This window comes from Rhizobium sp. PL01 (genome assembly GCF_033447125.1).
GTDB lineage: Bacteria > Pseudomonadota > Alphaproteobacteria > Rhizobiales > Rhizobiaceae > Pararhizobium.
The window spans coordinates 214,763-237,373 of the sequence record NZ_JAWQUM010000009.1 but is presented as its reverse complement, the minus strand read 5'-3'; the positions used below and the strand labels follow the sequence as shown (position 1 = coordinate 237,373).

Genomic DNA, 22,611 nt, shown 5'->3' with positions numbered 1-22,611 from the left:
CCTCCGGGGAGTTTGAAAGTTTCAGGACAGCCCGAGCACATCGAGCATGGAATAGAAGCCGGGTTTCTGGTTGCGAGCCCAGAGCGCAGCGGTAATGGCGCCACGGGCAAAGATCGCCCGGTCGGTCGCGGAATGGGACAGCGTCACTTGCTCGCCTTCGCCGGCAAGGATGACGGAATGCTCGCCGATGACAGAGCCGCCGCGCAGAGTGGCAAACCCGATGGTCCCGGCAACGCGCGCGCCGGTATGGCCATCGCGCACTCGCACGGAATGTTCGGCAAGACCAATCTCCCGGCCCTTGGCCGCCGCTTCGCCAAGCAGCAGTGCCGTACCCGAAGGCGCATCAACCTTGTGCTTGTGGTGCATTTCGAGGATTTCGATGTCCCAGCTTTCCGGACCGAGCGCGCGCGCCGCCTGTTCCGTCAGCACGCCGAGAAGGTTGACGCCGAGACTCATATTGCCGGATTTGACGATGCGGGCATGGCGGCCGGCTGCCTTGAACTTCTCCTCGTCCCCCACCGAGCAGCCGGTAGTGCCGATGACATGGACAATACGAGCCTGCGCTGCGAGACCGGAAAATTCCACCGAGGCGGCAGGCGAGGTAAAGTCGAGCACACCTTCTGCCTCGACAAAGGCTTCGAGCGGCTTGTCGGTGATCACAACACCGGTCGGTCCAAGGCCGGCAATTTCGCCGGCATCACGTCCAACGAAAGGAGAACCGGCGCGCTCGATGGCGGCAAACACGGTCGCGCCGGGCATGGCATTGATGGTGCGGATCAGCGTCTGGCCCATTCGGCCAGCAGCCCCGACCACCACGAGTTTCATGTCCGTCCCGCTCATGCCTGCCTCAGTTCTCTCAGATCAAGGTTTCGGCTTCCGCGATCGCTTGCGATCCCGTTGTGCCCTGCAGATTGTGGAGGCGAGCGTAAAGGCCGTCGCTACGCTGCGCAAGCGCCTCATGCGTACCTTCCTCGACCACCAGCCCGTCCTTCATGACGATGATCTTGTCGGCATTGACCACGGTCGACAGACGGTGAGCGATGACAACGACGGTGCGGCCGCTCATGGCGTGATCGAGTGCCTTTTGAACCGCTGCTTCCGATTCCGTATCGAGCGAGGAGGTCGCTTCATCGAGAAGCAGGATCGGTGCCTGACGCACCAGCGCACGCGCGATCGACAACCGCTGACGTTGGCCGCCGGACAAGGTTATGCCGTTTTCGCCGACAGGTGTGTCGTATCCTTGCGGCTGCATCAGGATGAAGTCATGCGCATAGGCCAGTTTCGCGGCCTCCTCGACTTCGGCATCCGTCGCTGTGGGACGGCCATAGCGGATATTGTCGCGGATCGAGCCTTCGAACAGATAAGGCTGCTGCGAAACATAAGCGAGCCCGTTTCGCAGCGATTGTTTGGTGACATGGGCGATGTCCTGCCCGTCGATCAGGATTTCACCGCCAGAGGGATCGTAGAAGCGTGGAATGAGACTGATAACGGTCGATTTTCCGGCCCCGGACGGTCCAACGAGCGCTGTCGTTTTTCCACCCTCGGCGACGAAGTTGACGCCCTTGAGGATATCGCCGCCCTCGGCGTAGCTGAAGCGCACGTTCCGGAATTCGATCTTGGCTGCATCGAGCGCGAGGTCGCGGGCATCCGGCAGGTCCCGCTGATGCGGCACCGTGTCGAGAATTTCGTAGATCATCTTTGCGTTGACGACAGCGCGTTCCAGAGAAACCTGCAGTCTGGCTAGGCGCCGTGCCGGATCATAAGCCATCAGTAGCGCCGTGACGAAGGCGAAGAAAGCACCCGGCGGCACGCCATTATAGATCGAACGGAAGGCGGCATAGGCAAGCACACTGGAGATGGCAAAACCGGCAAAGGTTTCCGTCATCGGCGAAGTGCGTTCGCTGAGGCGGGCGATGCGGTTTGCCCGGTTTTCGGCCCGGTCGATGATCGCTTCGACCTTGTTCTTCAGTTGCTGCTCCATCGTGAAGGCCTTGACGATGGTGATGCCCTGGATGGTTTCCTGCATGGCGCCGAGAACATGGCTGTTGATTTCGACCGATTCGCGCGTTGCCTGCCGCAGACGGCGGGAAACGTAACGGAGACCGATCAGCAAAGGCGGCGCCACGGCGAAGACGATAAGCGTCAGCAGCCAGTCCTTGCTGATCATGACGCCAATCAAGGCGATCAATGTCAGGAGGTCACGGGCGAGCGAGGTCACCGTCATATTCAACACATCGCGGATGCCCGAGACGTTCTGGCTGATTTGTGCAGAAACGCGCGCCGAGCGCGTATCGCTGAAAAAGCCGACGCTCAGCGCCATAAGGTGTGTATAGAGCCGTCGCTGATAGGTGGCGACGATGTTGTTGCCGATTTTGGAGAGCGCGACAGCCTGGCCATAGGTCGCAAAACCGCGCAGCACGAAGGCCAGGAAGATCGCACCGCAGATATACACAACGATGTCCGCCCGCTTGTTGGCGAAGGCTTCGTTGATCACCGATTCCATGATCCAGGCGGTAAAGGCGGTGCTGGCAGCGACGACGATAAGGCACGCGATGGCGAAGATATAGCCGCGAATATGAGCGCGCCCGTTTTCGGCAAAAACTCGCTTCAGAACGCTGGTAATAGTCTCGCGATCTACGGCGGGCAGCTTTGTCTTGGCTTGTTTCAAGCTGGTTTCCTTAAAACCCGGCGCATGCTTTAAGGCGCCTTATTTCACCGGGCTCTATAGTACCTTGATCCCTGTTTGGCGAGTCTAAGCCGCGTCCCAGGTTTCAAGTTCTCCAGCGGCGTCCCTCCGTTGCCACACCAAAGCGTGATGGCGTGCGCGAATAGGCGGCAAGACCGGACAGTGCGGCAGTCGGGTGGGTAACCACGAAAGTCGGGATGGTCTTGAGCAGTGCCGAGTGTGGCGCCTTGTCTTCGAAGGCCTGGCGGAATTCCGGTTTTTTCAACGCCGGCAGGATTTTTTGTGAAATGCCACCGGCAAGGAACACGCCGCCCCGCGCCATGAAGATCATTGCCATGTCACCGGCGACGCGGCCAAGATAGGTTGAAAACAGCGAGATTGCTTCGAGGGCCGCTTCATCGGTGCCTGCAAGTGCATTGGTGGTCACTGCGGCCGGATCCGCCAGTTTCGGATCCCACGCCTTTGATTCGCAAACGGCGCGGTAAATGTTCATGATACCGCGGCCGCACAGCAGCTGTTCTGCGGAGATGCGGCCTTCGATCGGCTCAAGGAAAGGCCAGATCTGATAGTCGCGCTCAGTGCGCGGGCCGACATCGACATGGCCGCCTTCGCCGGGAACTGGAAACCAGGTGTGCTGCGCATGGATAAGGCCCGCAACGCCAAGGCCGGTACCCGGCCCCAGCACAGCGCATGAGGCGGATTCGAGGATGGTGCCGGGGCCGATCTGTTCGCGGCCTTCGTCGCCGATCGAGGCGATGGCGAGCGCTTGCGCCTCGAAATCGTTGATGATGATCACGTCTTCCAGCGACAGCGCCGTCAGCATGTCTTTCGGCTTGATCACCCAGCCGGCGTTGGTGAGCGGTATATCGTCGCCCTTGACCGGGCCGGCCACCGCGATGATCGCCGAGCGCGGCTGGACCGACGTCTTGTCGAGGATGCTGGTCTGCAGCGCTTCCTCGATGCTGGCATAGTTCGTCGTTGGAATGATCGGAAACAGCTTCGGCTCGGCAAAGGCGTCGATCAGCAGCGCGAACCGGGCGTTGGTTCCGCCGATATCGCCGATCAGGATCGGAAAGGTGAGGCCGCTGTCGGTATCTGGGAGCATTGGCATGGAGGGTTCCGTTGTGATCGTGCGGACTGAAGGCTGACAGGAGCTGTATCAGGGTTGGTTGAAGTCGATCAACCGTTCTGCCGTCGCCCGGTTCAGCGCCATGGGAATATCGTAGACGGTGGCAAGCCGCATCAGCGCCTTGACATCGACATCATGCGGCATGGCGGTCAGGGGATCGACGAAGAAAATCAGCATATGCACATCGCCCGTGGCGATCATCGCGCCGATCTGCTGGTCGCCGCCAAGAGGGCCGCTCTTCAGCCGGATCACATCGAGGCTGGGACAGGCCTCCTGTACGCGCCCGCCGGTGGTGCCGGTGGCAACGATTTTCCAGCCGGAAAAGACCGCCTCGTTGGCCTGCGCGAACGCGGCCATGTCGTCTTTCTTCTGATCGTGGGCAATCAGCGCCACGCATGTCTGGCTGGTCATCACAGAACTCCCGGCATCACGCCGACCAAGAAAAGCCTCGAATTAAATCGATTTGATTTTCTGTACAGCACAGTTCGGCGCTTGAAAAGCGCCGAAAGCTACAGCGTCCCAAGCCTATTGCAGGGCAGGACGGGCCAAGGGAATTGGGATGTCATTGTCCGGCAGGTCGCTGTTCCCCGCGTGAATGGCCTGCTGGATCGCAGCATCGCCAGCCGCCGGCTGCGGCGCCACATAGGCCGTGCCGAACGTGGCCGACTGTTCGGAGGCTGCAGGCGCTGCGAGCAGGGCAGTACAGGCTTTCGGCAAATCGGAAAGCATTGTGAACCGTGGTTTTACCGGTTTTGCATTCGGGTCTTTTTTCGGTGTGGCCCAGGGTTCCTTGGTAAACCACCAGGCAAGCGACTTGTCACACCCGTCGCCGTTTGCGACCGGCGCCTGCGCCTTGCAGCTCGGTGTTCCCGGCGGGCAGAACATGCGGATATGAAAGTGCTCGTCGTGGCCATAGACCGGGCGCACCTTGCCGAGCAGATCGCGGTCGCCGGTCCATGTCTCGCACAGCTTCTTCTTGATCGCCGGGTTGACGAAAACGCGCTCCACCTGCGGATAGCTCGCCGCCTGCATCACCAGCTTGGCATGGGTCGGTGTCCAGCGGGCCGGGTTGACGGTCAGGAACTTGCTCTTGTCGAGCATCGAGATGAACGGCATGTCCTCGCGCGTCTGCACGGAAAGCGACTGCGCGGGCTTGGGCTGGAACCAGATATCCGCGTCGAGCCCTATCTGATGGGAGGCGTGTCCGGTAATCATCGGCCCGCCACGCGGCTGCGAAATGTCGCCGATCAGGATACCGGACCCCCATCCAAGCTGAACCGCGTCCTGGGAGAACTTTTCAAGCAGCTGGATCATTGCCGGATTGCCCCAGCGGCGGTTTCGCGACAGACGCATCGCCTGCCATGTCGGCCCGTCGGTCGGTATCGCCACGGCGCCGGCCATGCAGCCCTTGGCATAGAATCCGATCGGGTTTGCCGCCGCCTCGCTTGGAAGCTTGACCTTGCCGAAAATCTGCTTTGCAGGTGTATCGTCAGCCGCTGCTGCATCTCCTGCAACAAGGCTCAGCCCAATCAGGCCAGCCAGTGTAATTGACCCTAGATGCTGAAGAAAGCCTGCTTTTGTCGGTGTCATATGCCGTCCGTTTCTTGATAACGCGTGGCAATCCGCGCACAAGCGATGCCCAATTGCGATTTGCCGCACCGACACTGACACGCCCTCTTTGTGTCAGCCTTGCGGGACACACAACCGTGACCCAAAAAAAAGGCCCGATTTGAGGCAGCTTCTGTCAATTGCCCGGATTTTGCCTATTCTGTCGTTCAAGTAGCGAAAAATGAAAAACGGAAGAGGCGAATTGGCATGAATTTCAGACGCGCACTGGCTTTGGCAGCAGCCATCCTCCTGGTAACTGGACCGGTGGTGGCTCAGGAGCCGGTCTGGCGAATTGGCGTTTCAACGATCGGCGAACTGAAACACAAGGACGGGTTTGCCCGCTTCGATTACGTCAATCCGGCCGCTCCTAAGGGTGGCGAACTGAAACTTTCCGAAAGCGGAACCTACGACACGTTCAACCCGATCCTCTCCAAGGGCGAGGCGGCTGCTGGTGTCGCGTCTCTCGTTTTCGACACGCTGCTGAAATCCGCCGAGGACGAGATCACGACATCCTACGGCCTTCTCGCAGAGGGCGTTGCCTATCCAGACGACATCTCGCAAGCGACCTTCCGGCTTCGTGCCGAGGCGAAATGGGCGGACGGCAAACCGGTGACACCGGAGGACGTGATCTTTTCCTTCGACAAGGCAAAGGAGCTCAATCCACTCCTCAGCAACTATTACCGGCATGTGGTTTCTGCGGAAAAGACCGGCGAGCGTGATGTCACATTCCGTTTCGACGAGAAGAACAATCGTGAGTTGCCGAACATTCTCGGTCAGTTTCCCATTGTGCCGAAGCATTGGTGGGAAGGTGACGATGCGAAGGGCAACAAGCGCGATATCAGTCGGACGACGCTGGAGCCGGTCATGGGCTCCGGCCCCTACAAGATTGCATCGTTCCAGCCAGGTGGCTCGATCCGCTTCGAATTGCGCGACGACTATTGGGCCAAGGACCTCAACGTGAATGTTGGCCAGAACAATTTCGGCACGATCACGTACACGTTCTTCAGCGACAAAACCGTGGAGTTCGAGGCGGTTCGTGCCGGCGATGTCGATTTCTACCGCGACAACAGCGCCAGCCATTGGGCGACGGCCTATGATTTCCCAGCCGCGAAGGACGGCCGTGTGGTCCGCGAGGAGATCGCGAATCCCTTACGTGCCGCCGGCATCATGCAGGCTTTCGTGCCGAACATGCGCCGCGACAAATTCAAGGATCAGAAGGTGCGCGAGGCGCTGAACTACGCCTTCGATTTCGAGGATCTGAACCGCACCCTCGCCTACAACGCCTACCAGCGGGTCGATAGTTATTTCTGGAACACCGAACTTGCCTCTTCCGGCCTGCCGGAAGGCCGCGAGAAGGAGATTCTCGAGGCGCTGAAGGACAAGGTCCCTGCCGACGTTTTCACCACGCCCTATACGAATCCGATCAACGGCGATCCGCAGAAGGTGCGCGGGAACCTGCGCACAGCGCTCGCGCTCTTCAAGGAGGCTGGTTATGAGCTCAAGGGCAACCGGCTGGTCAATACGAAGACCGGCGAACCCTTCAGCTTCGAAATCCTTCTTTCCAACCCGTCCTTCGAGCGTACGGTCTCGCCCTTCGTCAACAGCGTGAAGAAGATCGGCATCGATGCCCGCATGCGCACCGTCGATGCCTCGCAATACACCAATCGCGTTCGAAGCTTCGACTATGACATGATCTACGGCATCTGGGGACAGACACTGGTGCCCGGAAACGAGCAGGTCGGATATTGGGGCTCGACCTCGGTCGATGAGCAGGGTTCGAGTAACTATGCGGGCATTGCCGATCCGGCAATCGACGAGCTCATCCGCAAGATCATCTTTGCGCCGAACCGGGAGGAGCTTGTGGCAACCACACGGGCGCTCGATCGCGTGCTTTTGGCGCATCACTATGTCGTGCCACTGTTCTATTCCAAGGCTCAGCGCGTCGCTTACTGGACCCACCTGACCCATCAGGAATTGCCCTATTACGGGATGGGCTTTCCGGATGTCTGGTGGTCGAAAAACGCCGTGAAATGAACCGGGGCTTGCGCCGGAAGGCTGGCTGGGCTCCATATAGCGATGACGAATCACCCCCGCCGCCCGTCGGCGGGGCCTGCTGGTCCACGGGGTATGCGTGGCGGCAAAACGGGAAGGGTTGGGCTTGACCGACTGGATATCCACGCTGCATGCGAAAGCACTTTCAGCAAAAGGGCGGAGTGTTTTTGCACCCGCAATTGCACCGGTACGAGAAGACCGACAGCAAATCCCGGCGGGTAGCCGCTGATGGGTGCCTATATCCTGCGGCGCATTCTTTTGATGATCCCGACGATCATCGGAATTATGGCCATCTCCTTCGCCGTCATCCAGTTCGCACCGGGTGGGCCCGTCGAACAGGTCATTTCCGATCTGAGCGGCCAGAACCAGGGTGGCGACCGCCTCTCCGGTAGCAGCGGCGATCTCGGCCAATCTTTCGGCGACGATGGAGGCAAATACCGCGGTGCCCAGGGGCTTGATCCGGAGTTCATCAAGAAGCTGGAAAAGCAGTTCGGCTTCGATAAGCCGCCGCTCGAGCGCTTCGGCCAGATGATGTGGAACTATATCCGGTTCGATTTCGGCGAGAGTTTCTTCCGCAACACGTCTGTGATCGACCTCATCCTGCAGAAGATGCCGGTTTCCATCTCCCTTGGCCTCTGGATCCTGTTGTTTTCCTACGCGATCTCTATCCCCCTTGGGATCAAGAAAGCCATTTCCGATGGTTCAACCTTTGATGTGTGGACGTCCGGCGTCATTATCGTCGGCTACGCGGTGCCTGGCTTCCTGTTCGGTATCCTTTTGATCGTGCTCTTCGCCGGCGGTTCGTTCCTCGACTGGTTCCCGCTGCGTGGCATCGTTTCGGACAATTTCGCCCAATTGAACTGGTGGCAGAAGATCCTCGACTACTTCTGGCATATGACGCTGCCGCTCATCACCTTGCTGATGTCGGCCTTCGCAACGACGACGCTACTGACCAAGAACTCCTTCATTGACGAGATCAAGAAGCAGTACGTGACCACGGCACGGGCCAAGGGGTTGAACGAACGTCAGGTGCTTTATGGCCATGTCTTTCGTAATGCCATGCTGATCATCATTGCCGGCTTTCCGGCCGCCTTCATTACCGCCTTCTTCACCGGCTCGCTACTGACGGAATATATCTTCTCGCTCGATGGCCTCGGCCGTCTCGGCTATGACTCCATCGTCAAGCGCGACTACCCGATCGTTTTTGCGACGCTCTATATCTTCTCGCTGATGGGGCTGTTCGTTAGCCTGCTGTCCGATCTCATCTACACCTGGGTCGATCCGCGCATCGACTTCGATAGGAGGGACGTCTGATGGCTGCTGACATCGTCTCTGCCGATCCAACCTTGGTGACCGGCCGTCCCCCGGGCCGCCTGTCGCCGGTCAATCGCCGCCGCTGGGATAACTTCAAGGCCAACCGCCGTGGTTTCTGGTCGTTCTGGATCTTCCTTGTTCTGTTCGGTCTCAGCCTTGGTGCCGAGTTCATTGCCAATGACAGGCCGATCCTCGTTTCCTACAAGGGCGAGCTTCTGGTGCCGGCGCTGATGCAGTATCCGGAGGAGAAATTCCTCGGCGATATGGGTTTCCTGGCCATCACCGATTACGGCGCGCCGGAAATCTCCGACGAGATCAAGGCGAATGGCTGGATGATCTGGCCGCCGATCCGTTATTCCTATCAGACGGCCAATTCCAACATTCCGCACTCGGCACCAACCAAACCCTTTTGGCTGATGGACAAGGCGGAGCGTTGCTCCGGCTATCCGCAGGGCGAGAACGATCCCGGCTGCACGCTCGGCAATCTGAATTGGCTGGGCACGGACGATCAGGCGCGCGATGTCGCGGCCCGCATGATCTACGGCTTTCGCGTCTCCGTGCTCTTTGGTCTGTGCCTCACCATTCTCTCTGCCGTCGTCGGTGTTACCGCCGGTGCCGTGCAGGGTTATTTCGGCGGCTGGACCGACCTTCTCATGCAGCGCTTCATCGAAATCTGGTCATCGATGCCAGTGCTCTATATTCTCCTGATCATCGCCGCGATCCTGCCGCCAGGCTTCTTCATCCTGCTTGGGATCATGCTTTTATTCTCCTGGGTCGGCTTCGTTGGCATCGTCCGTGCCGAGTTCCTGCGGGCGCGAAATTTTGAGTATGTTCGCGCCGCCCGGGCGCTGGGTGTGAACAACCGGACGATCATGTTCCGCCACCTTCTGCCCAATGCCATGGTGGCGACGCTGACCTTCCTGCCGTTCATTCTCTCCGGCTCGATCACCACGCTGACCTCGCTCGATTTCCTCGGCTTCGGCATGCCGCCGGGCTCTGCTTCGCTGGGTGAGTTGATTAGCCAGGGCAAATCCAACCTGCAGGCTCCTTGGCTCGGGCTGACCGCCTTCGTCGTCATGTCGGTGATGCTGTCGCTGCTGATCTTCATCGGCGAAGCCGCCCGCGATGCCTTCGATCCGAGAAAGACGTTCCGATGAGCGCCGCAATGACAGACACACTGCTTTCCGTGCGCAATCTTTCGGTTGCCTTTCACCAGGGTGGCAAGACATCGACGGCGGTGGATGGCATTTCCTTCGATATCAAGCGCGGCGAAGTGGTGGCGCTGGTCGGTGAATCCGGCTCGGGAAAATCGGTCTCGGCCAATTCCATCCTGAAACTTCTGCCCTATCCGGCCGCCAGCCACCCGAGCGGCGAAATCCTCTTCAACGGTAAGGATTTGATGACGGCCTCGGATGCGGAGTTGCGCCAGGTGCGCGGCAACGACATTACGATGATCTTCCAGGAGCCGATGACATCGCTCAACCCGCTGCATTCGATCGAGCGGCAGATCGCCGAAATTCTCGATCTGCATCAGGGCATCACCGGAGCGGCAGCGCGCACCCGCGTGCTGGAATTGCTCAATCAGGTCGGTATTCGCGAGCCGGAAAAGCGCCTTGCCGCCTATCCGCACGAGCTGTCCGGCGGTCAGCGTCAGCGCGTCATGATCGCCATGGCGCTGGCCAACCGGCCAGAACTCTTGATCGCTGATGAGCCTACCACCGCGCTCGACGTAACCGTGCAGGCGCAGATCCTTGAGCTTTTGAAAACGCTCAAGGACGATCATGGCATGTCGATGCTGTTCATCACCCATGACCTCGGCATCGTCCGCAAGATCGCCGACCGCGTCTGCGTCATGACCAAGGGCAAGATTGTAGAGACCGGCCCGACGGCCGAGATTTTCGCCAACCCGCAACACACCTATACACGTCACCTGCTGGCCTCCGAGCCGAAGGGCGTGCCGCCTGTCTCCGATACGACGAAGCCGGTGGTCATGCAGGCGCAGGATATGAAGGTGTGGTTTCCGATCAAGGCCGGGTTTCTGCGCAAGGTCGTTGATCATGTGAAGGCGGTCGATGGTATCGACCTGACGCTAAGAGCCGGCCAGACGCTTGGCGTCGTCGGTGAATCCGGCTCCGGCAAGACCACGCTTGGACTGGCGCTGACGCGTCTGATCTCGTCGAAAGGCCGCATCAGCTTCATCGGCAACGACATAGCCGGTTATTCTTTCAAGCAGATGCGCCCCTTGCGTAACCGCATGCAGATCGTCTTCCAGGATCCCTTCGGTTCGCTCAGCCCGCGCATGGCAATCAGTGACATCATCGCCGAAGGCCTGAAGGTGCATGAGCCGGCGCTCTCCGAGAAGGAGCGCGATGCGCGCGTAGCTGCCGCCCTCGAAGAAGTCGGCCTCGATGCGGCAACCCGCTGGCGTTATCCGCATGAATTCTCCGGCGGCCAGCGGCAGCGTGTTGCGATTGCCCGTGCCATGGTACTGAAGCCGAAATTCGTCATGCTCGACGAGCCGACTTCGGCGCTCGACATGAGCGTGCAGGCGCAGGTGGTCGATCTGCTGCGCGATCTGCAAGCAAAGCATTCGCTCGCTTACCTCTTCATCAGCCATGACCTGAAGGTCGTGCGTGCCCTTGCCAACGACATGATCGTCATGCGCCTCGGCAGGGTCGTCGAGCAGGGGCCGTCCGAGCGGATCTTCACCGCGCCGCAGGAAGATTACACCAAGGCGCTGATGGCCGCCGCCTTCAACATGGAAGCGGTCGATGTGCCCGCCGTCCGCCAATAGAGTTAGTTGTCATGCCGTCCAAAAGTCCCGTCATCGTCGATCTGAAGTTCATTCCGCGCGAAGTGGAGGAGGGCCTGAAGGGCGCCTTCCCCGGGCGTGAAATCCTAAACCTCGCCGACCCCGCCCATAAGGGCCGCGATCTCTCTGGCATCGATTACGCCGTCGTCTGGAAATCAGACCCGGACCTGTTTTCCCGTGCGCCGGACCTGAAGGTCGTGTTCTCAGGCGGTGCTGGGGTCGATCACGTGCTGACGCTGCCGGGCCTGCCGGATGTGCCGTTGGTCCGTTTCGTTGATCGCAGCCTGACGACACGGATGGGCGAATGGGTGGTCATGAATTGCCTGATGCACCTGCGTCAGCACCGCGCCTACGAGGCGCGGGCGAAGGCGCATGTCTGGGAGGATCTTAGCCAGCCGGAAGCAGCCGATGTGACCGTCGGCATCATGGGGCTTGGCATTCTCGGTCAGGATAGCATTCGCAAACTCGGCGTCCTGGGCTTTAGGACGATCGGCTGGTCGCGGTCGAAAAAGGTGATCGATGGTGTCGAAACCTTTGCTGGCGATGAACTGGACGCGTTCCTGGCGAGGACCGACTTCCTCGTCAGCCTGCTTCCTTTGACGGCGGAGACAACAGGCATTCTGAACGCCTCTCTCATTTCAAAGCTCAGCCGCAAGGGGCCTTTTGGCGCACCGGTTGTGATCAATGGCGGCCGTGGCGGCAGTCAGGTTAGTGCCGATATCGTCGCTGCGCTCCAGTCCGGTGTTCTCGGCGGCGCCTCGCTCGATGTGTTCGAACAGGAGCCGTTGGACAAGAACAGCCCGTTCTGGGACATGGACAATGTCTATGTCACGCCGCATGTGGCCGCTTCGTCAGACGTGAAAGCACTGTTTGTGCATGCCGAACAGCAGATGGACCGCTTCGAAAGCGGTCTGCCGCTGGAGCATTTGGTGGATCGCCAAGCCGGCTATTGATCAGGGACGGCGGAAACCGGTCGGCTTGTTGTACAGCCACCCAATCCGCTGGATCGATTCTTCCAGGCCCTCATGCGAAACGGTCATCGTATGGCCGTTGGCATGCAGCAGGGTCTTTTCGTCTTCCATGATCGCCACATGGCCCTTCCAGAATACGAGGTCGCCACGCTTCAGTTCGCTGCGGTCAATTTCGGTACCGAGGCCCTTGGCTTGCATGTCCGTATCGCGCGGTGCAGCCCTGCCGGTCATCATCATCGATAGCTGCACCAGGCCGGAGCAGTCGATGCCGAAGCCGGAGCGGCCGCCCCAGAGATAGGGGGTCTCCAGAAATCGCTCGGCAACAGCGACGTAGTCGCCGGACAAAGGCTGCCCCACTTCGGCGCAGTGATTGGCAATCACGGCCTGTCCGCCTTCAAGCAGGAAATAGCGTGTGCCGCGTGTCTCGCGCTCGTCGATGACCGCAATCCGGTTGCCCATCGACAGCGCCTGCACAGTCGGAAATTTCAGGTCCGGCCCAGAATAGATAAATGTGCGGGGCGCGGTCACGATATGGGTCAGGCTGCGCACGACGGGCGAAACGGCGTAGTCCGGGATATAGCCGACATAGTCATCGAAATCCGCCTTCACCCAGGCCCACCCAGCATCCGTATCGAGCACGCGGACAGTTTCTCCGAGCAACAGCTCGGTATCGGTGCCGCATTCCAGCTCCGGGCGCGCCCGCATCTGGACGACGGGCACGCAGATGATCCCCGCGGTTCCGCTGACGTAATTGGGCGCCTCGACGACGCCGCGCAGGCGTTCCTCGGCAAGATCGGTGCGATAGGCGTTCAGGCGGCGGTCGGGAATATCAAGCATGGTTTCTCAGATAGACAGTTTGCGCCCTTGATCAATGATCAAGTCGCCAAGTTTTTCAAGATAAAGCGCACCATCGACCGTGCGCTTGATGATCACATTGCGTTTGTCGCGGTCGTCGCGGGCCCGGGTCACAAGCCCGAGATCGCCCATCGTGTCGAGCGCGCGGGTGATAACAGGCTTGGTGACACCGAGAATTCCGGCGAGCCCGCGCACCGTGTGAGGCGGTGGAACGAGATAGATATGCAGCAGGATGGAGATTTGCCGGAGCGTCAGGTCGCGATTGTCGATCCGTACCTGTTCAAGCGAAACGCTGTGCCAGAGATTCAATGCCTGCGAAGCTGATAATTCCACCGGCATTGGGCGCCCTCGGTTCAATCAGCTTCTGTTTTAGCGGTGAGACCGTTACGGAACCGTTTCTTTTCGCGTAAGCCTCGCGACGATCTCAAATCTGCGCGATGGCTTTTTCGATCCTTGCCAGATGCGCGGCACGTTGCACTGGCGTTACCCGGTCCATGTCATGCAGCGAGATCATCCGGAATTTGACATCCTTGGCGCAGAACGCCGCGATCCCGCGTTTCAACAGGCGCCGCACCGGGTTGCCCATGTAGAGCTTGACGACCCACCAGGGCGAACCTGTGGTTGTCAGCGCCCAGAACAGTTTGATGTTTGTCAGGCGCGGTAGGATGCGGCCGCCGGATTGCTCGTGGTCGAAGGCGACGCCCGGCGCAAAGACCCGGTCGAAGAAGCCCTTGAGAATCGCTGGAAAATTGAACCACCATTGCGGAAACACCAGGATCAGCCCATCGGCTGCCTGCAGCCGCGCCACGATGCCGTCGACCGCCGTGGTGTCATAGGGCGTATCGAAATAACCGCGCCGTTCCTCTTCCAGTAGACGCGGATCGAAGCCTTCCCGGTAGAGATCGAGCAGATCGACGCTATGGCCGCTTTTCTCCAGCGCGGCCTTGGCCGTGGCGGCAACGCCTGCGGCAAAACTGTCGGTGAGCGGGTGGGCGAGAACGAGAAGAATGCGCATCCTAGAACAGGCTGCCTTGTTTCGTCGGTGCCGCAGCCGGCGGCTTGTCGGCGCGTTTCTTTGCCGGCTGTGCTGGCGGCGTAGCGCTGCCCTCGGCCGTCACCGCATTGATCGAACCATCGGAAAATTCGATGGCGATCGTTTGGTTGAGAGACAGTGCCGCCGCGCCCTTTACCGGCAAACCCGTCTCGTCACGCACCAGCGCATAGCCGCGCTTCAGCACGTTGCGATAGGACAGCGATTGCAGGATTCGGTCATGTGCAGTCACTGCGCTGCGCCGGCGGCGCAGGTCGGCCAGAAGCGCGCTGTCGGCTCTGCCGGAAAGACCGGTCAGGCGATCCTGCGAGCGGTGTATCTGGCTCAGCAAACGGGCAGGCAGGGTGCGCAGGGCGGCATCGGCCGATGATACCCGCGATGCAGAGCGCTGCAGCAAGCGCTCGACGATACGCTCGGCACGGATCATCCGCTCGCCAAGCTTCTGTCGCCGTTCGTTGATCCGGTTCGACAGGACGTCGGGCCTCAGATGCGCGGCGATCCGCTCGAAGGCCCGCCGCTTGTTGGCGGTGTTCATCTGTAGCCCGCGTCCCAACCCTGCCGATGCCTCGTCGAAGCGGCGGCGCGGTAGAGCCAGCAATTGATCAAGCGAAGGCAGGGCACGGGTCAGCGCCCGCACGCTCTGCCGGCGATTGTCCATCTGTCGCCCGACGGCCGATTTCAGCCGTGCGGACAATGCCGAGGTGGCAGCCTCCAGATCCGCCTTTACCGGCACGGCCATTTCAGCGGCACCGGTCGGTGTTGGCGCCCGCTGGTCGCTGGCATAGTCGATCAGCGTCCAGTCGGTCTCATGGCCGACGGCCGAGATCAGCGGGATCTGCGAGTTCGCTGCCGCTCGCACCACGGCTTCGTCGTTGAACCCCCAGAGATCTTCAAGGCTGCCGCCGCCGCGTGCGACGATCAGAACGTCCGGCCGGGCGATCGGGCCGCCTGCGGTAAACGCGTTGAAGCCCTCGATCGCCGCAGCCACCTCGTTGCCCGAACCTTCGCCCTGCACACGCACGGGCCAGACGATGACGTGAACGGGAAACCGGTCGGAGATGCGGTGGAGGATATCGCGGATAACGGCGCCGGTGGGCGAGGTGATGACACCGATGACTTTCGGCATATAGGGCAACGGCCGCTTGCGCGACGGATCAAACAATCCCTCGGCACCAAGCTTGCGCTTGCGTTCCTCGATCAGCGCCATCAAGGCGCCGGCGCCGGCCGGTTCCAGCGTTTCGATGACGATCTGGTATTTGGAAGACCCCGGAAATGTCGTAACCTTGCAGGTGGCAATCACTTCCATGCCCTCTTCGGGCCGGAACTTCAGCCGGCTCATCGTGCCCTTCCAGATGACGGCATCGATGCGGGCCTTGTCGTCCTTCAGGGAAAAATAAGCGTGACCCGAGGAATGCGGGCCACGGTAGCCGGAAATCTCGCCGCGCACCCGCACTTGGTCAAAGGCCTGTTCGACCGTCCGCTTGATAGAGCCGGACAGTTCGGAGACCGAATATTCGGCGAGATTGGAGGGCGAATCGGATTCGAAGAACGAGCTCATCTAGCTATTTTGCCGTGCGCGGCGGCGGATAGCCAGCCTTTGGCGCCGCTCTCAACAAAGCTTTCACCATACCGGCGTTTTCATGGCTTCCAAACCGCGCACACAGCGTCCGAAGCGTTGAAATTTAAGTCAATTTTAGCGCTCCCGGCCCAGTGTTACCGCATTGTGGCTATGGCGGGAGGGTCGGATGATAATCTTGACCGCATTTGCAATCGGATTGTTGGCGGCGGGCACGCGCTCGCTGATTTGTTATTGCGTGACACCCTGGCTGATCATTCTTGCCTTTGCCCTGGCGGCGGTCTGTTCACTGGGGAACGTGTCGCTGCTCGCACTCGGGCTGGCGATCCTGGCATATAATGCAGGCATGGCCGCGGCACTTCTGATGGCGCTGGCTATAGCGCTGGTCGTGGAACTGCGCTCCGAGGCATAGATATTCCGGGTATGCCGGCCACGCAAACCCGCCGCGCTGTCGCCGGCGGGTTTCTGTTTGCTGTAAAGTGGCTCAAACCGGCTCCCAGCCATCCTTCTCGCTGGCGCGGTAGATGGCGTCGATCAGTTTCTGGTTGTTGACGGAGCTTTCCAGCGTCACGACTTCTTCCGTCTGGCCCTTCGCGGCGCGCGAAAAGGCCTCGGCCTCCAGCTTGTACTGGCGCGCATCCTGGAAGCGGAAAAGCTGCGACTGCGAATGGTTCTGGTTGGTCAGTTCCAGCTCCTCGGCGCCGTAACGGTCGGCGTTGAAGGGGGATTTGACCTCGATGAAGCCCTTGTCGCCGTGGAAGACCATGATCTGACGGGCTGCAAGCTGGGTCGAGATGTAGAAGCTCAATTCGAAATCGCCGAAATCAGCCCGGACGCTCGAATAGATGTCGGTGCCGAATTCCGGATCGCGGTCGGTGTTTGCCTGGACGCGGAGCGGCTCCTTGCCGGTGACGAAACGCGTCGAGATCGTCGGATAGACGCCGATATCCGGCAGTCCGCCGCCGCCGAGTTCCGGCATGTTGCGCATGTTGCCGGCATCGCGGTTGTAGTAGGTAAAGGCGCCCTGCACATGCCGCAGCTTGCCGATCGCGCCTTCGTTGATCAACGAACGCACCTTGTGCCAGACGGGGCTGTAGGTGACCATGAAAGCCTCGGAGATGAGAACCTTGTTGCGGTCGCGCGCCTCGATCACGGCATCGATTTCCGAAGCCTTCAGGGCCATCGGCTTTTCGCAAAGCACGTGTTTCCCGGCATTGGCGGCCTTGATCGTCCATTCGATGTGCTGCGAGGTCGGGAGCGGAATGTAGACCGCGTCGATCACGTCGGAGGCCAGCATCTCATCGTAGGAGCCGAAGGCATGCGGGACCGAAAAGCGATCGGCCATGTCGCGGGCCTTGGAAAGGTCGCGGCTGGCAATCGCCGTAACGACGCAGTTTTCAGCGTCCTGAATGGCTGGAACAACGAGTTCGCGGCCGATCTTGGCCGTCGACAGAATACCGAAACGCAACATGATGTGTCCTCTCCGTTTTGGCGGCACAGTATCCCCGAGGTACGTGCCTATCAAGCTATCCATGCCGGAATAAAATTGGCGCCCTGCATGTAAAAGCGCTGTACCCGGCCTATGTCCTTGGTGCAGACTTCAAGCCTCCCAAGCGATGATCCCAAACAATCTGGAGCGACCCCATGCAAAAGCGAACCCTTGGCCGCACGGGCCTGCCGATCGCACCGCTGGTCTTCGGCGGCAATGTCTTCGGCTGGACCGCCGACGAAAAAACATCCTTCCAATTGCTCGACGCCTTTTTCGATGCAGGCTTCAATGCGATCGATACTGCAGATGTCTATTCCTCCTGGGTTCCCGGCAATGTGGGGGGCGAGTCCGAGGTGATCATCGGCAAGTGGCTGAAACAGTCGGGCCGCGCCCGGGACGAAGCCATCATCATCACCAAGGTTGGCTCCGAAATGGGGCCAGGACAGAAGGGGCTGTCGCCCAAGTGGATTATGCAGGCGGTCGAAGATTCCCTTCGCCGGCTACAGACCGATCACATTGATGTCTACCTCTCTCATTGGCCAGATGACGAAACACCCTATGAGGAAACGCTTGGCGCTTACGAAAAGCTTCTGCAGCAGGGCAAGATCCGCCATGCCGGCGCTTCCAATCTGAATGCAGCGCAGATGCGCGCCGCACTGGATGTTTCCTCAAGTCAAAGCCTGCCGCGCTATGATGTGCTTCAGCCGGAATATAATCTCTACGACCGACCCTCCTTCGACGGGCCGTTGCGCAATCTATGCATTGCAGAAGAGATCGGCGTCATCAGCTATTTCGGTCTGGCGCGCGGCTTTCTGTCGGGCAAGTATCGCTCGCACAAAGATCTCGAAGGGTCCGCACGCGGCAGCGGCGTCGGCAAATATCTCGATGGACGCGGCATGCGTATTCTCGGAGCGCTGGACGAAGTGGCAGCCGATACCGGCAATACGCAAGCGGAGATCGCCTTGGCCTGGATCATGGCGCGCAAAGGAGTAACGGCTCCGATCGCCAGTGCCACCAGCCTGAAGCAGCTTGAAAGCCTGGCGAAATCAGCCTCGATCACTCTGTCCGACGAAGCCTGCAAGCTGCTGAACGAAGCCAGCGAATAAATGCAATGGGAGGATAGACCATGGCGGTCGAGATACGCGACGCAGCTGCAGGCGATGAAACGGATTGGCGCGGACTCTGGGCCGGCTATGTCGCCTTCTACAAGGTAGCCGTATCTCAGGAGGTGACGGCGACGACCTGGGCGCGGATCATCGACCCGGCGACACCACTGTTCATGCGGGTCGCCGTTCTGGATGGCCGGGTTGTCGGCTTTGCGATCTGCCTTTTGCACGAAGCAACCTGGGTCAAGGAGCCGGTCTGCTATCTGGAGGATCTGTTTCTGGACGAGTCCGCTCGTGGACAGGGCATCGGCAAGGCGTTGCTTGATGACCTCGTCACCAAGGCCAGAACCAACGGCTGGGCGCGCCTCTACTGGCACACCGACGAAGGCAACGAGACGGCGCGAAAGCTCTACGATCACTATACCGAGGCGGACGGCCATGTCCGCTACCGGATGAGTTTCTAGGTTCTGAGATCCGGAAACCCTTTGTAAAAATCCGCATGGCTGCCCGTATGGTTGGTCATGCCTGGCTTTGTCAGCAGCCCGGCCGGTGCGATATAGCTGCGGATGCGCCGGAGCGGCCGTTCGTGCCACTGGATGTTGACCGCCCAGAGTTTCGGAAAGAAACAAAGCGAGGCATAGGGCAGGTGGTCATGGATCCACCAGGCCAGCGACTGCCAGCCGCCGAGTGTGTCGCGCCGGTCGAAGACCCAGGGAACAACGATGCAGGCCGTGGCGCCCATGCAGCCGTCGGCGTCGCGCATGTCCCAGATGTGATCGGCCGCAGTGGCGGCATTGGTCGAGCAATTCAGCTTGTTGCGATTGCCGAATTCGTTGACCGAGCGCGCCCGGTAGCCGGACCGGATATGCAGGCGCCCGAACGTCCGCTGCAGTGGCTCCAGCAATTCTTCGCAAAGCTTCGTTCCGGCGGCGATTGCCAGTTCCGGATCATCGGGAATATTCGGCATCCCATAGAAATCGGCGATTTCCGAATGCAGGAAATCGCGCAGAAAGAAATTCTCCGACAGCCGCGCCCGGCCCATATCCTCCAGTGCTTTCATCGATCCCGGCTTTTTCATCGCAAGCTCCTCGGTTTTGGGCAAGACTATGCCGGGGGTAACCAGTGATCCACCCGTTTTCCGCGCATCAGGTCTTGAGCAATCCGCCGTCTCGCCTTCATTCGACCGCGCCTTCGTGCTAGGATCGCGCCTTCAGCAAGGGAGAGAAGCATGTCCGATGAGCAGTCCATTGGCGCAGTCGTTCACCTCTATGTCGATGGCATGGCGTTCTGCAACGAAGCGGCCTTGCGCAAGGCCTTCCATCCGGATGCCAAGATTATCGGCCATTATCAGGGGGCGGTCGAATGGATGTCCCGTGACGATTTTATTGCCGCCATCCTCGCCGAACCGCCAGCCCCTCCCGGAACCCAGCCCCTGATGGATATCGAGATCACCGATATCGAAGGCGATGCCGCCTTCGTCAAGGTCACGGACGAATTCGCCGGCATGCGGTTTACCGATTACCTGTCGCTTCTGAAGATCGACGGCCGCTGGGTGATCGTCAACAAGCTGTATCATCTGCACCGGTAAGTTTGTTGGCCAAGGGTTGCTGCGGTTCTTGTTGTCCCTTCAGAGCGGCTGCCGAGCCCTCAACACCTCAAGCCACGCCCGGAAAATCCGCCGTGGGTTTGACTGCCGTTCGTCTACTTGGCCGGGGCGCTGAAAAGTGCCGGGACAAAGTTATTTTATATGACGCCTTCCAGCGCCCCGTTCAGTGTTCGCCGATGGCCAACTCCGGTTTCTCTGCGGGGATGACGGCGCCCTTTTGATACGGGGTGACGCTGGCGTTTTGCCGCCGCGCCAGGAAAGATATCGCTTTCGCAATACCAGTCGCCGGTCCTCATGTGTACCTCACAGGCACGCCCCGCCATTTTGCAGGCGGGAGGGAAACCACTTTCTGATCATCCACCGGACAAAGGCTTACGTCTGTCCCTTCTCCGGCACCGGCCCTGCCCCACCGCTACGCCTAGCGGTCTCGCCGATGACAGGACGCAATGATGATGGCACAGGTTTCGATGGCGGGGATTTGCGGGGATGATTTTTTTTGAGGGAGAGATTTTTCCGGTCTGGCGGGGCCGCCAGACCTTCCGTCATCCCCGGATCAAGCCGGGGATGACGGAAGCAAGGGCATGATGCGCTGTGGGTGTGTCCCCGCGGACCTGCCTCCGGCTTGCTCCGGAGGGCTACAGCCTCACTGCGCCCGAGCCATGGGTGGCTTTAATCGCAGGCCAAGCACCAGCAGCATCCCGATCGCGTAGACGGCGACGACGGATAGCCAGATCGCACCGGGCCATTGCGCCCTGAAGACGAAGTAGAAGCTCGAGAAAGCCAGCGGTGCCACGATCGAGGCGAGGCTGACAACCGATGCCAGCACACCCTGGAACTGGCCTTGCTGGCTCTCGTCCACTTGTTGGGTTGCGAGAGACTGCAGCGCCGGTACTCCGATGCCGCCTAGCGCAAAGACGGGCATGATCGCGAAGATCATCCAGCTCTGGGTGGCGAACGCCATCACGATCAATGCGATGCAGGTACAAGTGACCCCGGTCAGAATGGCAGCCCGTTCGCCGAGTAGCTTTACGGCCGGACCGGGAAGAAATGCCTGGGCAAGTGTCTGGCAGACACCGAAGGCACCGAGCGAAAGGCCGATCCAGAGCCCGTTCCACTGGAACGCATCGCTTCCCCAGAGCGCCCAGCACGTGCCATAGGCCTCGCCGGTGGCGCTGAAGATGAAAAAGATGAAGATGATCAGCAGCACGCTCTTCATCGAGAACACCCATCGCAGGGGCCGAAGAGGATTGAGTGTGCCCAGATCGATTTTCTCTCGGCTGGGCGTGCGTGACTCCGGTAGCACAAAGAATGCAAGGAGAAGGTTGCAGGCGTTCAGAGCCGCCGCCGCAATGAACGGCAACCGCAGCCAATGATCGCCAAGCACACCGCCGAGAATGGGGCCGATGATGAAACCGATGCCGAACATGGCGTTGAACAGGCCAAAGCGGCGGGCACGCTTATCCTGCGGGGAAATGTCGGTGATGTAGGCCATTGCCACGGCAACGTTGGCACTCGTCAACCCGGCAATGGCGCGGCCGATCAGCAGCATCCAGAGATTGGAGGCGAAGGCCAGAAAGAGATAGTTTATGGCAGCACCCGCGAGTGAAATCAGGAGCACGGGCCGGCGGCCCAGCCGGTCGCTGAGAGCGCCGAGCACCGGCGCAAAAATGAACTGCATAACGGCGTAGAGAGCAGTCATCGTGCCGATATAGGGCGCGACGTTCTGGTTGTGGGTGACCTCCTGCAGCAGCGAAGGCAGGATGGGAAAAATGAGACCGATGCCGATAGCATCGAGGACAATGGCGGTAAAAATGACAATAAGTGGCCTGTTCATGGGCGCGATCCGATCGACGCAGACATGCGGGCGCCAGCGGCGCCGATGACTTGCGATGAGGCCTGACGGAAGTCAGGCATGTGGTTTCTGGGAAACGCTGGCCGATCCGTGCCAAATGCGCATGGATGGCGTGTGCTTGACCGCCTGGACGACAATTCGTCCACCTGTTTACTCCGCTACTGAGCGGATCAAGGAAAGCGGTCGCTTTTCGCGACTATCGCTCAATACGCCCGACGATTGCGCGTGGCAAGTCCCTTTCGTCGACGATGCCGACGGTATTATGAGGCGCTTTGGGGGAATCTCGGCAGTGCCGCTTTCTCTTTCCAAACGCACGCGCGATCGGAGCGAATGCAAAGTCCCGTCTCCGGGCTGGCCGGTGAACGGGTTATGGACAACGGCATTGAGGCAGTTGGGGGACCTGCGGCGGCCGACAGTGGCAGGTTTGGTGTCCGCTTTCGGCAGACACCAAATTCCTTGCGGCATTCATCGCCGGTAGGTGGCGACTACGCGCGCCTCCGGCCG

The 22,611-nt window shown here is 60.1% G+C and carries 21 protein-coding genes; 9 read left to right on the top strand and 12 right to left on the bottom strand.

The annotated features are described in order from the left end of the window. Window positions 1-21: 21 nt before the first annotated feature. The 5 genes from dapB to mepA all read right to left on the bottom strand — a co-directional run bounded on the left by dapB (window position 22) and on the right by mepA (window position 5,405). On the bottom strand, window positions 22-840 hold the full coding sequence (gene dapB / locus R6X40_RS21400) for a 4-hydroxy-tetrahydrodipicolinate reductase (RefSeq protein WP_318415855.1): 819 nt from the start codon (window positions 838-840) through the stop codon (window positions 22-24). A 16-nt stretch (window positions 841-856) separates the two neighbouring features. Then, complete coding sequence (locus R6X40_RS21395; RefSeq protein WP_318415853.1) at window positions 857-2,668, bottom strand: ABC transporter ATP-binding protein; 1,812 nt, start codon at window positions 2,666-2,668, stop codon at window positions 857-859. A 103-nt stretch (window positions 2,669-2,771) separates the two neighbouring features. Beyond that, window positions 2,772-3,797, bottom strand: coding sequence for a glucokinase (locus R6X40_RS21390; RefSeq protein ID WP_318415851.1), 1,026 nt, complete (start codon window positions 3,795-3,797; stop codon window positions 2,772-2,774). A 48-nt stretch (window positions 3,798-3,845) separates the two neighbouring features. Continuing rightward, complete coding sequence (locus R6X40_RS21385; protein WP_318415848.1) at window positions 3,846-4,226, bottom strand: methylglyoxal synthase; 381 nt, start codon at window positions 4,224-4,226, stop codon at window positions 3,846-3,848. A 114-nt stretch (window positions 4,227-4,340) separates the two neighbouring features. After that, entirely contained in the window at window positions 4,341-5,405 is a 1,065-nt protein-coding gene (mepA, locus tag R6X40_RS21380; RefSeq protein WP_318415846.1) for a penicillin-insensitive murein endopeptidase, read from the bottom strand. Window positions 5,406-5,630: 225 nt separating this feature from the next. On the opposite strand from mepA, the gene R6X40_RS21375 reads away from it, so the two are divergent. The 5 genes from R6X40_RS21375 to R6X40_RS21355 all read left to right on the top strand — a co-directional run bounded on the left by R6X40_RS21375 (window position 5,631) and on the right by R6X40_RS21355 (window position 12,554). Further along, window positions 5,631-7,457 carry an extracellular solute-binding protein gene (locus tag R6X40_RS21375; protein WP_318415844.1) on the top strand — a complete coding sequence of 609 codons (1,827 nt, stop codon included), beginning with the start codon at window positions 5,631-5,633 and terminating at the stop codon, window positions 7,455-7,457. 246 nt (window positions 7,458-7,703) lie between these two features. Further along, window positions 7,704-8,789, top strand: coding sequence for a microcin C ABC transporter permease YejB (locus R6X40_RS21370; protein WP_318415842.1), 1,086 nt, complete (start codon window positions 7,704-7,706; stop codon window positions 8,787-8,789). Next, on the top strand, window positions 8,789-9,946 hold the full coding sequence (locus R6X40_RS21365; protein ID WP_318415840.1) for an ABC transporter permease: 1,158 nt from the start codon (window positions 8,789-8,791) through the stop codon (window positions 9,944-9,946). Before R6X40_RS21370 ends, R6X40_RS21365 begins: the two co-directional genes overlap by 1 nt. An 8-nt stretch (window positions 9,947-9,954) precedes the next feature. Beyond that, window positions 9,955-11,583 (top strand): ABC transporter ATP-binding protein, encoded by a 1,629-nt coding sequence (locus R6X40_RS21360; RefSeq protein WP_318415838.1) that lies wholly within the window; start codon window positions 9,955-9,957, stop codon window positions 11,581-11,583. 11 nt (window positions 11,584-11,594) lie between these two features. Continuing rightward, entirely contained in the window at window positions 11,595-12,554 is a 960-nt protein-coding gene (locus tag R6X40_RS21355; protein ID WP_318415837.1) for a glyoxylate/hydroxypyruvate reductase A, read from the top strand. On the opposite strand, the gene R6X40_RS21350 is transcribed toward R6X40_RS21355, so the two are convergent. From R6X40_RS21350 to xseA, 4 genes are all read right to left on the bottom strand, one after another. Next, window positions 12,555-13,409 carry an NlpC/P60 family protein gene (locus R6X40_RS21350; RefSeq protein WP_318415836.1) on the bottom strand — a complete coding sequence of 285 codons (855 nt, stop codon included), beginning with the start codon at window positions 13,407-13,409 and terminating at the stop codon, window positions 12,555-12,557. It abuts the gene before it with no gap. Window positions 13,410-13,415: 6 nt separating this feature from the next. Then, complete coding sequence (locus R6X40_RS21345) at window positions 13,416-13,766, bottom strand: MarR family winged helix-turn-helix transcriptional regulator (RefSeq protein WP_318415835.1); 351 nt, start codon at window positions 13,764-13,766, stop codon at window positions 13,416-13,418. Window positions 13,767-13,851: 85 nt separating this feature from the next. Beyond that, a complete protein-coding gene (locus tag R6X40_RS21340; protein ID WP_318415833.1) occupies window positions 13,852-14,442 on the bottom strand; it encodes an NAD(P)H-dependent oxidoreductase in 591 nt (196 codons plus the stop codon). 1 nt (window position 14,443) lies between these two features. After that, window positions 14,444-16,036, bottom strand: coding sequence for an exodeoxyribonuclease VII large subunit (gene xseA / locus R6X40_RS21335; RefSeq protein ID WP_318415831.1), 1,593 nt, complete (start codon window positions 16,034-16,036; stop codon window positions 14,444-14,446). A 196-nt stretch (window positions 16,037-16,232) separates the two neighbouring features. Here xseA and R6X40_RS21330 point away from each other — a divergent pair, with 196 nt between their 5' ends. Next, entirely contained in the window at window positions 16,233-16,466 is a 234-nt protein-coding gene (locus tag R6X40_RS21330; protein ID WP_318415830.1) for a hypothetical protein, read from the top strand. A gap of 72 nt (window positions 16,467-16,538) precedes the next feature. On the opposite strand, the gene R6X40_RS21325 is transcribed toward R6X40_RS21330, so the two are convergent. Next, window positions 16,539-17,525: a Gfo/Idh/MocA family oxidoreductase gene (locus R6X40_RS21325; protein ID WP_318415828.1), complete on the bottom strand. Its 987-nt coding sequence runs from the start codon at window positions 17,523-17,525 to the stop codon at window positions 16,539-16,541. Between the two features lie 173 nt (window positions 17,526-17,698). Here R6X40_RS21325 and R6X40_RS21320 point away from each other — a divergent pair, with 173 nt between their 5' ends. Both R6X40_RS21320 and R6X40_RS21315 read left to right on the top strand, forming a co-directional pair. Next, entirely contained in the window at window positions 17,699-18,649 is a 951-nt protein-coding gene (locus R6X40_RS21320) for an aldo/keto reductase (protein WP_318415826.1), read from the top strand. Window positions 18,650-18,669: 20 nt separating this feature from the next. Then, the gene (locus R6X40_RS21315) at window positions 18,670-19,113 is read left to right on the top strand and encodes a GNAT family N-acetyltransferase (protein ID WP_318415825.1); all 444 of its coding nucleotides are present in this window, start codon (window positions 18,670-18,672) and stop codon (window positions 19,111-19,113) included. Here the strand turns inward: R6X40_RS21315 and R6X40_RS21310 are convergent. Continuing rightward, the gene (locus R6X40_RS21310) at window positions 19,110-19,727 is read right to left on the bottom strand and encodes a hypothetical protein (RefSeq protein ID WP_318415824.1); all 618 of its coding nucleotides are present in this window, start codon (window positions 19,725-19,727) and stop codon (window positions 19,110-19,112) included. The two genes, R6X40_RS21315 and R6X40_RS21310, sit on opposite strands and share 4 nt — an antisense overlap. 150 nt (window positions 19,728-19,877) lie before the next feature. Here R6X40_RS21310 and R6X40_RS21305 point away from each other — a divergent pair, with 150 nt between their 5' ends. Continuing rightward, a complete protein-coding gene (locus R6X40_RS21305; protein WP_318415822.1) occupies window positions 19,878-20,237 on the top strand; it encodes a nuclear transport factor 2 family protein in 360 nt (119 codons plus the stop codon). Between the two features lie 661 nt (window positions 20,238-20,898). On the opposite strand, the gene R6X40_RS21300 is transcribed toward R6X40_RS21305, so the two are convergent. Beyond that, window positions 20,899-22,089 carry a TCR/Tet family MFS transporter gene (locus R6X40_RS21300; protein ID WP_318415820.1) on the bottom strand — a complete coding sequence of 397 codons (1,191 nt, stop codon included), beginning with the start codon at window positions 22,087-22,089 and terminating at the stop codon, window positions 20,899-20,901. Between the last annotated feature and the right edge of the window lie 522 nt (window positions 22,090-22,611).

Bases quoted from the DNA above. Each gene is read 5' to 3' on its own strand.
- dapB (WP_318415855.1), bottom strand. From the start codon at position 840: ATGAGCGGGACGGACATGAAACTCGTGGTGGTCGGGGCTGCTGGCCGA.
- R6X40_RS21390 (WP_318415851.1), bottom strand. From the start codon at position 3,797: ATGCCAATGCTCCCAGATACCGACAGCGGCCTCACCTTTCCGATCCTG.
- R6X40_RS21385 (WP_318415848.1), bottom strand. From the start codon at position 4,226: ATGACCAGCCAGACATGCGTGGCGCTGATTGCCCACGATCAGAAGAAA.
- mepA (WP_318415846.1), bottom strand. From the start codon at position 5,405: ATGACACCGACAAAAGCAGGCTTTCTTCAGCATCTAGGGTCAATTACA.
- R6X40_RS21375 (WP_318415844.1), top strand. From the start codon at position 5,631: ATGAATTTCAGACGCGCACTGGCTTTGGCAGCAGCCATCCTCCTGGTA.
- R6X40_RS21370 (WP_318415842.1), top strand. From the start codon at position 7,704: ATGGGTGCCTATATCCTGCGGCGCATTCTTTTGATGATCCCGACGATC.
- R6X40_RS21365 (WP_318415840.1), top strand. From the start codon at position 8,789: ATGGCTGCTGACATCGTCTCTGCCGATCCAACCTTGGTGACCGGCCGT.
- R6X40_RS21360 (WP_318415838.1), top strand. From the start codon at position 9,955: ATGACAGACACACTGCTTTCCGTGCGCAATCTTTCGGTTGCCTTTCAC.
- R6X40_RS21355 (WP_318415837.1), top strand. From the start codon at position 11,595: ATGCCGTCCAAAAGTCCCGTCATCGTCGATCTGAAGTTCATTCCGCGC.
- R6X40_RS21350 (WP_318415836.1), bottom strand. From the start codon at position 13,409: ATGCTTGATATTCCCGACCGCCGCCTGAACGCCTATCGCACCGATCTT.
- R6X40_RS21345 (WP_318415835.1), bottom strand. From the start codon at position 13,766: ATGCCGGTGGAATTATCAGCTTCGCAGGCATTGAATCTCTGGCACAGC.
- R6X40_RS21340 (WP_318415833.1), bottom strand. From the start codon at position 14,442: ATGCGCATTCTTCTCGTTCTCGCCCACCCGCTCACCGACAGTTTTGCC.
- xseA (WP_318415831.1), bottom strand. From the start codon at position 16,036: ATGAGCTCGTTCTTCGAATCCGATTCGCCCTCCAATCTCGCCGAATAT.
- R6X40_RS21325 (WP_318415828.1), bottom strand. From the start codon at position 17,525: ATGTTGCGTTTCGGTATTCTGTCGACGGCCAAGATCGGCCGCGAACTC.
- R6X40_RS21320 (WP_318415826.1), top strand. From the start codon at position 17,699: ATGCAAAAGCGAACCCTTGGCCGCACGGGCCTGCCGATCGCACCGCTG.
- R6X40_RS21315 (WP_318415825.1), top strand. From the start codon at position 18,670: ATGGCGGTCGAGATACGCGACGCAGCTGCAGGCGATGAAACGGATTGG.
- R6X40_RS21310 (WP_318415824.1), bottom strand. From the start codon at position 19,727: ATGAAAAAGCCGGGATCGATGAAAGCACTGGAGGATATGGGCCGGGCG.
- R6X40_RS21305 (WP_318415822.1), top strand. From the start codon at position 19,878: ATGTCCGATGAGCAGTCCATTGGCGCAGTCGTTCACCTCTATGTCGAT.
- R6X40_RS21300 (WP_318415820.1), bottom strand. From the start codon at position 22,089: ATGAACAGGCCACTTATTGTCATTTTTACCGCCATTGTCCTCGATGCT.